Origin of the sequence: Adlercreutzia aquisgranensis (assembly GCF_943193145.1) — a bacterium.
GTDB lineage: Bacteria > Actinomycetota > Coriobacteriia > Coriobacteriales > Eggerthellaceae > Xiamenia > Xiamenia aquisgranensis.
Map to the genome: position 1 here is coordinate 47,157 of NZ_CALPDA010000001.1, position 14,064 is coordinate 61,220.

Genomic DNA, 14,064 nt, shown 5'->3' on the forward strand with positions numbered 1-14,064 from the left:
GTCATGCAGGTAAACAAGAACAACGTTGCGCAGTTTCTTGCGGCCAATAACACTACGTTCGTTATTCCGGTCTATCAGCGTAACTATGACTGGACAGAGGAGAACTGCAAGCAGCTCTGGAGTGACATCTGGTATGTTGCCCAAGGGGAAGACGGCCGCACTCATTTCCTGGGGACGATCTGCTCGAAAGGCATCACGAGTCGAGAGAAAACAATTATCGATGGCCAGCAGCGCATTACCACTATCACTCTGCTGTTGAAAGCGATGCATGACTACGTTGAAAACGACGACTTCAAGCGCGACATTGAGGCCACGTTTCTGCGTAACATGGGATATGGCGTGTCTGAAAATCACAAAGTGAAATTGCACCTTAACAGGCGAGACGATGTGATTTATCGCAAGCTGCTGGAGTCATTTTCGTTCTGCGGCGCGGATGGCCTCACCAAGCAGGAAAAGGAATCGAGCGTATATCAGAACTACGCCTTCTTCTACAACCAAATGAAGGGGCTGGAAGAGGGGCAGATTGCCAGTATTCGTGCCGCGCTCGACAGAATCGTTATCGTCGACCTGGATGTAGAAGGCGAAGATCCTCAGGAGATTTTCGAGAGCCTGAACTCAACCGGGCTCGATCTTACCGATGTCGACTTGCTGCGGAACTATCTGCTCATGAGTCTGGATTACGAGAACCAGCTTCGGCTGTACAACGAGTACTGGTACAAGATAGAGGAAAACGTCAATCCGCGGAACATGGTTCGTTTCTTCATCGACTATCTCATCTATGTGAAGCGGTCGGATGCGATTATGATTCGCGGACGCAGGGCTCATATCAATGAGGGCAACCTCTATACAGCGTTTAAGAATTACTACGCCTCCTTGGCGGGCGAAAGAGAGCGGTACTCCAATTCTCCCGAGGTAACGGAGCAGATCCTGAAAAAAATGCTCAATTGCTCGGAGGTGTACAGAAGGCTTGTGTTCGATAGCGGTATCGACATGAATAGTCTCGGCGACATCGATCGGATTATATACTCTCTGGTCTACCTTAACGAATCTGTTGCATCTCGTCCGGTTCTCCTCTATGTAATGGGGCTCTTGGCTGCTGGCGAGATTGCCGAGGGGCAGGCAAGCGAAATGCTTCGGGCATGCCTTACCCTCGTTGTTCGGGCAAAGGTGACAAGGTCTACGGGAATCAACGGACAGTTCGCGGGCAACGTTTTGCAGAGGCTGCCGGAGCATGGCACCGAGGATATAGTTGATGCTTTCTGGCGCGCCCTGACTTCGGGAGGCGGGAAGTTTGCCTATCCTTCCGACGAAGAGTTCCGCGAGGCGTTGCTCAACAGGCCGATTTTCGAGGTCATTCGAGCTAAGGGCGTTAAGTATCTCTTGTATGCGTTAGAGCAGAGCTCTGTTTCGGCAAAGGGCTTGCCTCGTTACGACGATGCCAACATCACCATTGAGCATATTATGCCGAAAACGCTGAGCGAGGCGTGGGAGGCGGAGCTGGGAGCTGAGGCATCGCTGCACGACGATTATCTGAACAAACTGGGTAACCTGGCGCTGACGTCGTATAACTCCGAGATGTCGAACCGGGAATTCGGGGAAAAGAGGACCTGGTATTCAGAGGCGAGCTTTGCGTTGACTCGAGATATTTGTCTTGAAGAGAGCTGGTCGATTGACGCAATTCGGAGAAGAGCGAACGCAATTGCAGAGGAGTGCCTGCGGGTATGGTCAATGCCAGCTAGATACCAAACGGAGGAGTCGGCCGAGGAGGTTTCAAGGAAGCGCGTCCCGTTCCAATTCAGCATGATCGGTCTTGTTCCGGGAGACGAGGTGTCTTTCGTGAAGAATCCATCGCTGATCGCGACCGTCGTCGACGACTCGCATGTCGAGTACCAAGGCGAAGTCTGCTCTCTCTCGGCACTTGCCGCCAGGTTCCTCGGTAAAGAAACTTCGAGGGGCGTGCAAGGGCCGCTGCATTTTGCTTACGAGGGGGAGACGTTGTCGCAACTTCGCAACGAAGTGGATGCGAACGTGTTCTAGATGCCTCCCTTTTAGAAAAGCATATCCCCTAAAGAGTACATACCTGCTATGCGATAGAGGATATACTGCCTCGAATGAATTGCAAGATGTCGTGAGGCAGGAGAAGAGATGGGCTCTGACTATGTGGCTATTTGGGGAGATGTTCTCGCAAGGGAGAAGAAGGGGTTCTGGTCTTTGGCTGTGAGAGAGCCTAAGCTCTTTGCCTGGGTTATTCTTCTGGCGGTTGTTATGGCGTTTTCTCCTCTGGCGTGTGTCTGGGGAGTGCTCAATTCTCAGGTTGAAGTTCTGTTTGCGGGCCTTGTCGCGCTTTTCCCCTCCGCTGCGGCGTACACGAGTATTATTGAGGATTTTTCACCCAGAAACAGGGGCCCGCTCGATCGTTATGGACGTTTGCAAAAGGAGGCACCATCGCTGGCCAGCGGATTTCTGGCGTCCGCGCATTTGTCAGAGAGGTGCATCTGCGATGTTCTCGAGAGCGTTCGCAGCTTCCGGGACGAAAAGGTGCAGAGGACGAGAGAGCTGAGGAGCTATGTGTTCGTCGTCTGCGTGGGATGTCTTATGACAAGCCTTTTTCAGGGGCAGTTGACGGCCCTCGCTAATGGCAATAAAGAACTGGCCGTGCCTCTCGGGACTCTCTGTCTTGTGTCCCTTGCTCTTGTCGCGTTTATTTTTGCTGTTCGAGATATCTGGGACACTATCTCCAAAACGTCGACATGGAATGCTGACTACCTAATCAAGGTTCTTGAGCTCTATAAGGTTCAGTTGATTGATTCGGAGGAAGATTCGACGGCCTTGGCGGCGTCCTCGTAGCCTGCGCAAGCGACTATCTCGCAGTTGCTGTCTTGATCGGGCGTAATGTTGGTTCTTTGTGTGCCCTTCGCAGCAAACCGCCCTGGTACAATCGCGGACAAGAGTGAGAGAGGCACACCACCACGGACGACATGCTGTCCGTGATGGTGTGCGTGCCGCGCGCAGCCCCCTCGACCCAAAATCCAGGCTTGATAATTCCTAGCAAACAACTAGACTATGCATCTAGCCCAAGAAATGCGCTCGCAAGGAGCCGCTCAACCTAAGGAGCAAGCAATGACCGTGTACCAGAACGTGACCGAGCTTGTCGGGAACACCCCGCTTGTGGAGCTCACCAACTACGAGCGCAATCATGGCCTGGAGGCCACGCTGGTGGGGAAGGTGGAGTCCTTCAACCCCGCCGGTTCCATCAAGGACCGCGCTGCCAAGGCCATGATTGACGACGCCGTGGCCTCGGGCAGGCTCAACGACCAGACCGTCATCATCGAGCCCACCTCGGGCAACACCGGTATCGCCCTGGCCGCCATCGCCGCCGCTCGCGGCAACCGCATCATCATTACCATGCCCGAGACCATGTCCGTCGAGCGCCGTAACCTCATGAAGGCCTACGGTGCCGAGCTGGTGCTGACCGAGGGCGCCAAGGGCATGACGGGCGCCATCGCCAAGGCCGAGGAGCTGGCTGTGGAAATCCCCAATTCGTTCATCCCTTCCCAGTTCACAAACCCGGCGAACCCCGCCATCCACCGCGCCACCACCGGTCCCGAGATCTGGCGCGACACCGAAGGCAAAGTGGACATCCTGGTGGGCGGCGTGGGAACCGGCGGCACTATCAGCGGAACCGGCGAGTACCTGAAGTCCCAGAACCCCGACATCAAGGTGGTGGCCGTGGAGCCCGCCGATTCGCCCGTGCTTTCCCAGGGTCGCGCCGGCGCGCACAAGATCCAGGGCATCGGCGCCGGATTCGTGCCGGAAACGCTGAACACTAGCATCTACGACGAGGTCATCACCATCGAAAACGAGGAGGCGTTTGCCGCCGGCCGCGAGCTTGCAGCTCACGACGGTCTGCTGGTGGGCATATCCTCGGGTGCTGCTGTGGCCGCCGCCGCGAAGCTGGCCGCCCGTCCCGAGAACAAGGGCAAGACCATCGTGGTCATCCTCCCCGACACCGGCGAGCGCTACCTCACCACGGCCATGTTCGGCTTCTCCGAGTAGGCGCCGGTAAGGGCCGCTACCGAGCCGCCGCGCGGACGTTCCGAAAGCCTCAAGATGGGGGGCGCGTTGCCGGATGAAGCAGCTCGACGCGGGTTGCGCATCCCGACGAAAAGCGCGTGCCGTGCGTTTTCGGACTGGCGGCGGAATCTTCGCCGGCAAGGCCACCTTGGATCGGTCGCCGCAAGCCCGTTCGGCCTTCGAGCGCCCGCGTTTTCGGCTTCTTACGCCAGAAAGCGCAGGCGCTCGTCGAATACGTTCATGAGCATGTCGCCAGATGTCAAGGCCACGTGGGTTCCGTCGTCGGCGGTGAGCATTTCGAAGGTGTCGCTGCAGCGGGTGAGCACGAGCGCCGGGGTAACGAGCAGCTGCGGCCCAAGGACCGTCTGCAGGTAGGGAGCGTATTTCGCCGCCTGGTCCACTTCCGACTGCGGGGCCGCGTCCTTCATCTTGAACTCCAGAGAGAACGCGTCGGTGGGGGCGATCACCACCACGTCGGCGTAGATGCGCACCCATTTCCCCACTTTGATGCGCAGTTCGAAAACAAGTTCCCACGAATCGCAGCTTACATTGCATCGGCGCAGGTCATCGAAGAGCTGCACCATGGTTTCGCGGGTGTCGGCGAACGAGTGGAAAAGGCCGCGCGTATCGTTGAGGTTGCGGCCGATGCGAGTGCAACCTTGCTTGAGCTCGGCCAGCCACGACTGTTCGGGCTGCGCCAGGAATTCCGCCACCGTGCCGTACCAGCCCGCATAGTCGTAGAGCCCGTCGTGGGGCGTGCGCTGCTGGATGAGCCCGTGCCAGCAGAAGTCGTTGTCGTGGTAGCACAGGTCGCGGATGAACGGGAAGTTGTACAGCTGGCGGTTCACGGTGGTGCGGTCGACGCCCAGCCGCCGCGCGATCTCCCGAGCCGTGATGCCGTCGCTGCCCGCGATAAGCGAGTAGATGCGTTTTCCCAGGTCGTCGCCTGTAGGTGTGGTGGGGCGCGTGCTGCGCGAGGCGATAGCGCGCACTCCCGCCGTCGTGCGAGGGATGGCTGTGCGCGGCGCCGCAGCTGTGCGCGAGGCGGTAGCGCGCGACCCTGCCGCCGTGTGCGAGGTGCTCGGTTTTCTGCGACTGTCGCTCATTCTGGCTCCTTTCGAACGGCAGCGGCTCGGTGCGGATGCGGCTGCGCGCTGGGTGCGGCCAATCGCGTTTCCGCGCGGGTACGGTGCAACCGATTGCGTTCCCGCGCAGGGGCGATGCTCGCTCGTGCGAGGGCAGCGTAACCGACTGTGTTTCTGCATGGGCACGACGTAACCGAATGCGTTTCTGCGCGGGCACGGTGCAACCGATTGCGTTTCGGGGACAAAACCAGTGTAACGGATTGCGTTTCTGCGTGCTCGCATGTAGTCGATTGCGTTTCTGTGCGAAAGAGGCTGTAGCGGACGACGATTCTGAGCGATTTCGTGCAACCGATAACGTTTCTGTGGGACATTCAGCCACAAAACGCGTTTCGCTGCATGCGTTACCGCAGAAACGTACTTCGCTACATGTGACATTACGGAAACGTAACCTATTGCGAGCGCCTCTGCCGGCTGAAGCGCAACTTGCCTTGGATATCGACGACGCCGGCAGTGGTCGTGGTGAATATCGAGGTTACAAGCGCCTCTGCCGACTGGGGTGCTACATATCGACAGTGTTCTTATCAGCCGCGCCAACCCCTCGGCGTCCTTCGCTGCAGAGAACTGCGACTGCAACGGGGAAGAGCTGTAGTTAGCGATTGGTTTGCGGAATCTCGCACGATAAGCGGCGGTCACGGCAAGTCTCGACACCCCCTGCATCCCCGCACCCCGCTACCGCCATGCGATAGCGCACGACGCGATCGGAGGCCGTCCCCGCACCCCCGAGTTCCTAGCGTCCGCTACACCCCGACTCTCGGCGCTCTCCGGCAAGTCCTCCAGCAAGCCCTTCGGCAGCCAGCGATGTAACCGATGACGGTTATGGCAAAAATCGATGTAACGAAGAACGGTTATGTACGATTTTCTGTAACGGAAGACGTTTATGGCAGGTTTCGATTGCCATAAACGTCTTCCGTTACATGGGGGATGCGGTCGGCTTGCCATAATCGTTGTTCGTTGCATCGCGGGCAGGCGGTGGCGATGTGTCGGGCGGGGCGCAGGCGCAGTTCGGACCGAGCGAGAGGGAGGGCGGGGTGTGAGTCGAACGTGTGCCGGCCGCGGGGCGGGGCGCAGGTCGGGCTGAGCGAGGGAGGGGGGCGCAGGTGCAGCGCGGGCCGAGGGGCTGGGCGCAGGCGCAGTTCGGGTCGGGCGAGAGGGAGGGCGGGGTGTGAGTCGAACGTGTGCCGGCCGCGGGGCGGGGCGCAGGCGCAGTTCGGGCTGAGCGAGGGTCGAGCGCGCGGAGGGCCGGCCGCGGGGCGGGGCGGGTCGGGCGCAGGTCGGGCAACCTACCCCATGCGCTCCTCCACGAGGTCTAGCAGCTCTTGGCGCGAATGGACGTCCAGTTTGCGGTAGATGCGATCGCGGTGCGAGCAGACGGTGCCTGACGAGATGAACAGCTTCTCCTGGATGTAGGCGGTGTCGCGCCCTTTGGCCAGCAGCGCGAACACCTCCGTCTCGCGCTTGGACAGGCCGAACTCCTTGGCGATGTCGGCTGCGGCGTCGTCGATGCTGCGCGGCATGGCCGCCGGTTCGCTGTCGGCGCTTTCGGCGATACCGAAGGAGGAGGCGATCTTCTCGGGAAGCACGAACAGGTACACCACCATGGAAAGCAAGGCCATGACCAGGGTGATCGTGGTCATGGCGCCGGCGTTTTCGGCAATGCCGTCCGGGAAGGCAACCCCTTGGGCCGACCAGAGCATCAGCCCGACGAAGGTGCTCAGCCAGAAAGCTATGCGTCCGGTGCCCCATACCGTCGTTGCGGGCAGATGCAGCCGGCTTCCCGCATGGCTGAACAGGATCCAGAACACGGTCTCAAGCCACGCGCCGGCCGAGAACGCAATGGCGTAGGTGACGAATGGGATGCCCCAGTTCTCGAACAGCAGAAACAGGCACGAGCTGACCAGCAGCACGGGCACGAGCATGTAAAGCGTTTTGAGCGGCATCGAAGACAGGCGCATGACCAGCAGCAACAGGACGGAAGCTAGGGCTGTTCCCGCCAGGCGCGCCAGCTCGAACGAGTAGGAGGGGTAGGCCAGCACGCCGGTAAAGTACTCGCCGGAAAGCATCAGGGAGCTTCGGGCGACAAGCTCCATGAGAAACATCGCCAGGGCCAGGCGCAGCAGCGCGCCGCCATGACCAGCCGGTCTCTTGGGGTCGCATTCGCGGGCGGCTGCGGCGTCGGAAGCCCCGCGCGCGCTTGCGACAGCGAACACGATGGGCGCCCGTTTGCTCGCGGAGTTGCCCGCATCGCGACTTTTCGCCGCAGCCGAGCCGGATCCCGCCGAGAGCTCGCCTGCTTGGACGGGCACATGGCGGGCGGTCGCTATCAGCCCTGCGGCCGATGCAGGCACGAACAGGACGAACATGATGTGCGCGAACAGCGGTGGCAGCAGGCACAGCGCAAAGCACAGCAGCGCCGCCGTCACCAGCCCCAGCCCGAGCGCCAGCATGAGGCGGTCGACGGGGATGCGGCTGCTCGCAATACCCCACTGCATGAGGAAGCAGCCGAAGCCCACGGCGCATATGGCTTCGGGCACAACGGAACCCGGCATCGGGTTGGCCACCAGCAGCAGCGACCCCGCGCTCAGCACCGCGGCTGCAGCCCCGATGCCGCGGGGGGACAGGAAACGCATCTCGCCCCACCTTTTCGGCACCACAGCCATGACCAGCGCCATGGCAAGCACCATGAGCGGTGCGAACACGTAGAACATGTTGCTGGACAGCTGCAGCGACATTGGCGGGGTGACGCCGCTGTCGCCCAGGAACGTGAGCGCCCATGCGCGCATGCAGCCGAAGCCGAGCGTGAACGTGTAGAGCACGCGCCGTTCGCTGACGCCCATGGCACCCCTCTCGAACCCCCAACAATCTTGCGTGACCATTATACGGATTTCGCCGCGCTCACCCTCCCTCAAACGCGAGCCTGATGCGATTTACGGCGTTGTAGTTACACGTTCGCCTGCGGTTTCGGGCGCCGTAGTGATATCGCCGAAGCGCTCGGCAGCGTATCGTTTGGTCGTGGCAAGGCGTCCGGCTGCGGCTGGCGCCACCGCGCCCGAGAGGGCCGGCTTCGGCCGGTGGGCGCACGCAAGCAAGAGGGAAAACAGAGGAGAAAGGAACGCTATGGCGAGCACAGTTGACAACACGGCGCGCCCCGCGCTCGACCGACGTCGGTTCCTGCAGGCGGCCGCTGCGCTGAGCGCGGTATCGGCCGTGGGCCTTGCGGGCTGCGACAACACGTTGAAAGAGGTGGACGACCCCGCCGACGACGCCACGCAGGCGGAAGGCGACGAGCCCAAGCGCGAGGTGCCCACGGCCAAGGCCCTGGAAGGCGGCGAGTGGATTACCTTCAACTGCACCACGGGCACCTGCGCCTATCGCTGCCACAACCAGGCTTACGTGGTGGACGGCATCATCGTGCGCCAGGGTACGGGCAACACCCATCCCGACAGCGTGGACTACCCGCAGCTGCGTCCCTGCATCAAGGGCATGAGCACGCGCCGCTTCGTCACGGGGGTGGAGCGCTTGAAGTACCCCATGAAGCGCAAGAACTGGCAGCCGGGCGGCGGCGAGGGCGTGAACGCGCACCTGCGCGGCGCCGACGAATGGGAGCGCATCAGCTGGGACGACGCTATCGACATGATCGCGTCGGAGTTCACGCGCATCCGCGACGCTTACGGCAACCGCTCGTTCCTGGCTCTGGGCGAGCTGGAGCCGAAGATCAACGGCGGCCTGGTAGGCAGCCCCATCCTGAACGCGCTGGGCGGCTGCTTGACCACGTGGGGCCAGGCGTCCCAGGGTGGCTTTCCCGTGGTGGCGCGCCAGATGCGCGGCGCGTGGTCGTCGGGCGTGGCCGATTCCCAGGACCGTATCGCCCTGCGCCATGCCAAGCTCATCGTGTTCTGGGGCACCAACCCCGCCTGGACCGCTTCGGGCGGCAACATGTGGCATTTCCTGAACGCGAAGAAGGCCGGCGGCGCCAAGGTGATCTTCGTTGACCCCTACTTCCATCAGTCCGCCCAGGCCATCGCCGACGAGTGGATTCCCTGCCGCCCCGGCACCGACGGCGCGCTGCTGGAGGCCCTGGCCTACGAGATGATCGTGAACGACCTGCAGGACCAGGAGTTCCTGGACGCCCACTGCCTGGGCTTCGACGCCGACCACATGCCGGAGGACGCGCGTTCCGAAGAGAACTTCAAGGACTACATCCTGGGTACCTACGATGGCGTGCCGAAGACGCCGGAATATGCAAGCGCCATCTGCGGAACCCCCGTTGAGACCATCAAGTCCTTCGCCCGCGAGATAGCCACCACCAAGCCCATGGCCTGGAAGTCCTCCGGGGCGCCTGCCCGCACCTACTACGGCAACCGCTACGCGCAGCTGTTCTTCACCGTGGGCTGGATGACCGGAAACGTGGGCGTGCTGGGCGCTGAAATCTCCGCCGGCGCCTCGAACCCCAACAGCCAGCTGGGCACCCCCGGCGGCACCCCCATGGTGTCGTTCGGCAGCACCGGCTACAAGTACGCTCCCAACCCCATCTGCACCGAGCCCCGCGGCGGCAGCAAGGTGCAGAACGGCGCGTTCAATCCGGAAGAGGAGTACGGCATCCCCTTCAGCGAAACCTTCAAGGCCATCGTGGAGGGCGAGTACTCCGTGCCCGGCCCCAACGGCGAGAAGAAGCCCTGCGATATCCGCTGCATCGTGCGCGACACCATCCATCAGCCGGCGAACCAGCAAAGCGGCGGCATCTGGGTGGAGCCGGCGTTCCGCAAGGAGACCGTGGAGTTCGTGCTGATCCAGGACCGCTACCTGGTGCCCGACGCGCAGTACGCCGACATCCTGCTGCCGGTGACCACCACGCTGGAAGAGGAGCTGTGCTGCTGCGGCTTCTTGGCTCCGGCCGAGATCTGCCTGGCCGGCCGCCGCGTCATCGAGCCGTACTTCGAGTCGAAGTCCGACCCCGAGGTGTACTTCATGCTGTGCGACAAGCTGGGCATCGGCGAGGACGTGGCGCCCCGCATCACCGTGAAGCAGGCGGAGTTCAAGAAGATCGCCGGCGCCACCATCCTGCAGGAGGACGGCTCGCGCGCGCCGCTGGTCACCATCACCCAGGCCGATCTGGACGAGTACGGCGTGGAGGGCGAGCCGCACGAGGGTATCGTGGCGCTGGACGAGTTCCTGAAAAACGGCGGCTATCAGCTGGAGCGCAAGGACGGCGACCACTTCATGAACATCTTCGACAAGGCCTTCGTGGAAGATCCCGAAGCGAATCCCGTGGCCACCACCTCGGGCAAGTACGAGATCTACTGCCAGTCGCTGAAGGACTATTACGACCGCGCGTGCTTCAACGACATCGACGCGCTTCCGAAGTACAAGGCCTGCCCCGAAGGCTACGAGCGCGCCAAGACCGAGGACGAGTACTGCTTCCAGCTGATCACCGCCCATGTGATTCGCCATTCCCACAGCTCGTTCGCCCATGTGAAGCAGCTGGACGAGATCTTCGCGAACGACCTGCTCATGAGCGCTTACGACGCGAAGCAGGCGGGCTTCAAGAAGGGTGACTGGGTGCTGGTGACCACGAAGGAGGGCGGTGCGGTGGCGCGGCGCGTCAACCCGATGCCGCACCTGATGCCCGGGGTGGTCATATTGGGGCAGGGCAACTGGCGCAAGATCGACCAGCAGACCGGTGTGGACGTGGGCGCCAACGCCAACACGCTGTGCAAGAGCGATCTGCTGGGCGACGGGTACCAGTCGTACAACTCGAACTTGGTGAAGATCGAGCGCTACGTTGGCGAGGAGCTGCTGCCCGAGTACAAGCGCGCGCCGCTGACCGCGGGGCTGTAAGGAGGACCGACCATGACCCAAATGGGCTTTTACCACAACACCGACATCTGCATCGGGTGCAAGGCGTGCATCATCTCCTGCAAGGACAAGAACGACCTGCCCCTGGGCGAGAAGTTCCGCCGCGTGTACGATTACGCCAACTGCGACTGGGAGGTGGACGAGAGCGGGGCGTGCACTCCCAGCAACACCTTCGCGTACTCGGTGTCGGTGTCCTGCAACCATTGCACCGAGCCTGCGTGCGAAGCGGTGTGCCCCACCGGATCTATCGTGAAGCGCGACAAGGACGGCGTGGTGCTGCGCGACGAATCCACGTGCATCGGGTGCGGCAGCTGCGTGCAGGCCTGCCCCTACGGCGCCTCGTACGTGAGCGATGCCACGAACACCGCCCGCAAGTGCGATTTCTGTGCTGACCTGCTGGACCAGGGCGAGAAGCCCTACTGCGTGGCGTCGTGCTCCATGCGCTGCCTGGACTTCGGCGACATCGATGAGCTGCGAGCCAAGTACGGCGACGTGGCCACCATCGCGCCGCTGCCGGAGGATACCAGCACCGGGCCGAACGTGGTGTTCTCGCCGTCGCGCCTGAACCCCGACGGCGCCTTGGAGGGCGTGCTGCTGAACGAGGAGCAGGAGCTCATCTCCGAGACGGTGTAGGTTCTCGCGGCCGCCCGGCCCTGGCCCCGCCCCCTGTTGGCCGGAGCCGGGCGGCCGCTTTTCAGCTTTCAGCTTTCCACTTCCCGACGAAAGGGGTTTTCATGGACGAACGCGAAACCGTTGCGCTGGGGCTTTCGGCGCGCACGGCGGTCTACAGCCTTATGCAGGCCCTTTTTGGCCGCGAGCCGCAGGAGTCGGTGGTGGCGTCGCTGGCATCGCCGGAGCTCCTGCAGGTGACAAGCTTGTTTTTCGACGGCCAGCCGCTGGGCGGACTTGCTGGTGGCTGCTGCGCCGATGCGGCGGGCGGCGGGAGCGAGCGGGCGGCGGGCGAGCTGCTGCGGGCGCGTGTCGGCGAGCTGCAGGCAGCGGCCCAGCGGTGTGCGGACGGGGGTGCGGAGGCGCTCGATGCGCTGAGCAGCGCCTATGCGCGCTTGTTCGTGGGGCCGCGGCGTCCGGAAGCGGCTCCGTGGGAGTCGGCGCATCGCGGCGAGGACGACACGCTGTTCCAGCCCTCCACGCTGGAGGTGCGCAAGGCCTATGTCGCTCACGGGCTGATCCCGTCGCGCTACCCGCGCATCGCCGACGACCACCTGGCTATAGAGCTGGGCTTTCTGGCGTCGCTCGGGCAGCGGGCCGCGCAGGCTTTCGAGCAGGGCGACGCCGAGGCGTGGAAGGTCAACGTGTCTGCGTCCCGGGAGTTTCTGCGCGATCACGTGCGACCGTGGCTGCCCTCGTTCTGCCAGGCGCTTGACCAGGCAAGCTGCGGCGATCTCTACCGCGAAGCAGCTCGGGCGCTTGAATCGTTCACCCAGGTAGATATCTCGTTTTTGGAGACTGCTTCTTTATCGTAGCCGCTTTCGCCGTTGCTTCGTAGTTGAGAAGACGATTGTGCGTGCGAAGCGCTAAAACTGCAGAGAAGCGGGGTTGAGCAGGAAGTCGAAGACGTTCATCATGAGTATCCCCTCCTCGTTGTAGTGGGGAGCAAGGCCGTCCTTGGTGACGATAACCTTCTTGAACGAATCGTCTATCCTGACGAGGGACGCCTCCTCCTGCTTCACCTTTTCTGGCGTCGGGAGCGCGAATGCGGACTGGATGTAGTAGCGCTGGCTGCCCTGGTTGCAGACGAAGTCGACCTCGTAGTTCACCCTCTCCGTCTTCCCGGCGCCGTTTCTCCTGTAGGATGTGACGACGCCGACATCGACCGTATACCCACGCCCTCGAAGTTCGTTGTAAACGACGTTCTCAAGCATATGCGTTTCCTCAAGCTGCCGGAAGCTTAGCCTGGCATTGCGTAACCCAAGGTCAATCGCGTAGTACTTCGCATTCGCCCCAATGTATCGCCTTCCCTTCACGTCGTAGCGCACTGCCTTCTCGAAGAGGAACGACTCCTCCAGGTGCCTGATGTACTGCTCCACCGTGCGTGGGGAAAGGGTGGAGTGCTTCTCGCTTTTGAAGGTGTTCGCTATCTTCGTGGGGTTCGTCAGGGTGCCGATGTTGGAGGACAGCACGTCCACCAAGTCGCCCAAATCACCTTCGTTGCGGATTCCGTAGCGCTCGACCAAGTCGCGGATATACGTTTCGTCGAGCACGCTTTTCAGGTACGCAGCTTTGCGCTCGTCTCCTTCCCGCAGCGTCACGGGGGGAAGGCCGCCGTAGGTCACGTACTCCGCATACCCGTTACGGACGTCGCCTTCGTACTGCTCCATAAACTCCGAGAAGCTCAGCGGCCTCATGGGAATCTCTTCGCCTCGGCCCCTGAACTCGGTTGCGACGTCCCGCGAGAGAAGGCGGGCATTGCTTCCGGTAACGTAGACGTCCAGAGAGCAGGAGCGGGTCAGGTCGTTGAGAACGTCGGAGAAGGAGTCGAGCATCTGGACCTCGTCGACGAGGAGGAAGTGCTTCTCTCCGTCCCGAACACGGGAGTCAACGTAGTCGAGAAAAGCGTTCGGGTCGCGTAAGGGCCGATTCCGGAACCCGTCGAGGTCGATTTCGATGACGTGGTCCGGTCTTACTCCCCCTTCCAGCAGCTGGCGCTTGAAGAGCGTTCCCAGCAGATAGGACTTCCCGCACCGCCTGATTCCCGTGACGATCTTTATCTGGCCCGACCCGATGCTTTCCAAAAGCTTGCGTACATAGGTTTCGCGAGAATACTCCATGGTGTTCCCCAGTTCCATTTTCTGTGTATTAACACACTTTTTTGACCAGAAACGAAGTATAGCCTCTTCGCGAGGGGATGGGAAGCCGGAATGATGCGCCAGCCTGGGCTGTTGGCTACGTCAGGTCGGCTGTTCGTGAATCCGTTCTTCCGGGCGACAGCCCTCATGCTACCAGGGATTCACGCATGCAATAATCTCCTAAC

General features: G+C 61.7%; 9 protein-coding genes. 6 read left to right on the forward strand and 3 right to left on the reverse strand.

Going from position 1 to position 14,064, the window contains the following annotated elements; translation table 11 throughout:
• Nucleotides 1–3 precede the first annotated feature (3 nt).
• The 3 genes from NFR41_RS00165 (at nucleotide 4) to cysK (ending at nucleotide 4,056) form a co-directional block, all read left to right on the forward strand.
• Nucleotides 4–2,037 carry a DUF262 domain-containing protein gene (locus NFR41_RS00165; protein WP_251230206.1) on the forward strand — a complete coding sequence of 678 codons (2,034 nt, stop codon included), beginning with the start codon at nucleotides 4–6 and terminating at the stop codon, nucleotides 2,035–2,037.
• A gap of 108 nt (nucleotides 2,038–2,145) precedes the next feature.
• Nucleotides 2,146–2,847, forward strand: a complete 702-nt coding sequence (locus NFR41_RS00170; RefSeq protein WP_251230207.1) for a hypothetical protein — start codon at nucleotides 2,146–2,148, stop codon at nucleotides 2,845–2,847.
• 273 nt (nucleotides 2,848–3,120) lie between these two features.
• Nucleotides 3,121–4,056 carry a cysteine synthase A gene (gene cysK / locus NFR41_RS00175; protein ID WP_251230209.1) on the forward strand — a complete coding sequence of 312 codons (936 nt, stop codon included), beginning with the start codon at nucleotides 3,121–3,123 and terminating at the stop codon, nucleotides 4,054–4,056.
• Nucleotides 4,057–4,277: 221 nt separating this feature from the next.
• Here cysK and NFR41_RS00180 read toward each other — a convergent pair whose 3' ends face one another.
• Complete coding sequence (locus NFR41_RS00180; RefSeq protein ID WP_251230210.1) at nucleotides 4,278–5,180, reverse strand: winged helix-turn-helix domain-containing protein; 903 nt, start codon at nucleotides 5,178–5,180, stop codon at nucleotides 4,278–4,280.
• A 1,319-nt stretch (nucleotides 5,181–6,499) separates the two neighbouring features.
• Nucleotides 6,500–8,053 (reverse strand): helix-turn-helix transcriptional regulator, encoded by a 1,554-nt coding sequence (locus NFR41_RS00185; RefSeq protein WP_251230211.1) that lies wholly within the window; start codon nucleotides 8,051–8,053, stop codon nucleotides 6,500–6,502.
• Nucleotides 8,054–8,333: 280 nt separating this feature from the next.
• Here NFR41_RS00185 and NFR41_RS00190 point away from each other — a divergent pair, with 280 nt between their 5' ends.
• The 3 genes from NFR41_RS00190 (at nucleotide 8,334) to NFR41_RS00200 (ending at nucleotide 12,556) form a co-directional block, all read left to right on the forward strand.
• Nucleotides 8,334–11,054 (forward strand): molybdopterin-dependent oxidoreductase, encoded by a 2,721-nt coding sequence (locus NFR41_RS00190; RefSeq protein WP_251230212.1) that lies wholly within the window; start codon nucleotides 8,334–8,336, stop codon nucleotides 11,052–11,054.
• Between the two features lie 12 nt (nucleotides 11,055–11,066).
• Nucleotides 11,067–11,705, forward strand: coding sequence for a 4Fe-4S dicluster domain-containing protein (locus NFR41_RS00195; RefSeq protein ID WP_251230213.1), 639 nt, complete (start codon nucleotides 11,067–11,069; stop codon nucleotides 11,703–11,705).
• Nucleotides 11,706–11,806: 101 nt separating this feature from the next.
• Entirely contained in the window at nucleotides 11,807–12,556 is a 750-nt protein-coding gene (locus NFR41_RS00200) for a TorD/DmsD family molecular chaperone (protein WP_251230214.1), read from the forward strand.
• Between the two features lie 51 nt (nucleotides 12,557–12,607).
• On the opposite strand, the gene NFR41_RS00205 is transcribed toward NFR41_RS00200, so the two are convergent.
• The gene (locus NFR41_RS00205; RefSeq protein ID WP_251230215.1) at nucleotides 12,608–13,861 is read right to left on the reverse strand and encodes an ATP-binding protein; all 1,254 of its coding nucleotides are present in this window, start codon (nucleotides 13,859–13,861) and stop codon (nucleotides 12,608–12,610) included.
• Nucleotides 13,862–14,064 lie beyond the last annotated feature (203 nt).

What these genes read in the sequence shown, in the direction of transcription:
- NFR41_RS00165 (WP_251230206.1), top strand. Translation starts at nt 4, where the DNA reads ATGCAGGTAAACAAGAACAACGTTGCGCAGTTTCTTGCGGCCAATAAC.
- NFR41_RS00170 (WP_251230207.1), top strand. Translation starts at nt 2,146, where the DNA reads ATGGGCTCTGACTATGTGGCTATTTGGGGAGATGTTCTCGCAAGGGAG.
- cysK (WP_251230209.1), top strand. Translation starts at nt 3,121, where the DNA reads ATGACCGTGTACCAGAACGTGACCGAGCTTGTCGGGAACACCCCGCTT.
- NFR41_RS00180 (WP_251230210.1), bottom strand. Translation starts at nt 5,180, where the DNA reads ATGAGCGACAGTCGCAGAAAACCGAGCACCTCGCACACGGCGGCAGGG.
- NFR41_RS00185 (WP_251230211.1), bottom strand. Translation starts at nt 8,053, where the DNA reads ATGGGCGTCAGCGAACGGCGCGTGCTCTACACGTTCACGCTCGGCTTC.
- NFR41_RS00190 (WP_251230212.1), top strand. Translation starts at nt 8,334, where the DNA reads ATGGCGAGCACAGTTGACAACACGGCGCGCCCCGCGCTCGACCGACGT.
- NFR41_RS00195 (WP_251230213.1), top strand. Translation starts at nt 11,067, where the DNA reads ATGACCCAAATGGGCTTTTACCACAACACCGACATCTGCATCGGGTGC.
- NFR41_RS00200 (WP_251230214.1), top strand. Translation starts at nt 11,807, where the DNA reads ATGGACGAACGCGAAACCGTTGCGCTGGGGCTTTCGGCGCGCACGGCG.
- NFR41_RS00205 (WP_251230215.1), bottom strand. Translation starts at nt 13,861, where the DNA reads ATGGAGTATTCTCGCGAAACCTATGTACGCAAGCTTTTGGAAAGCATC.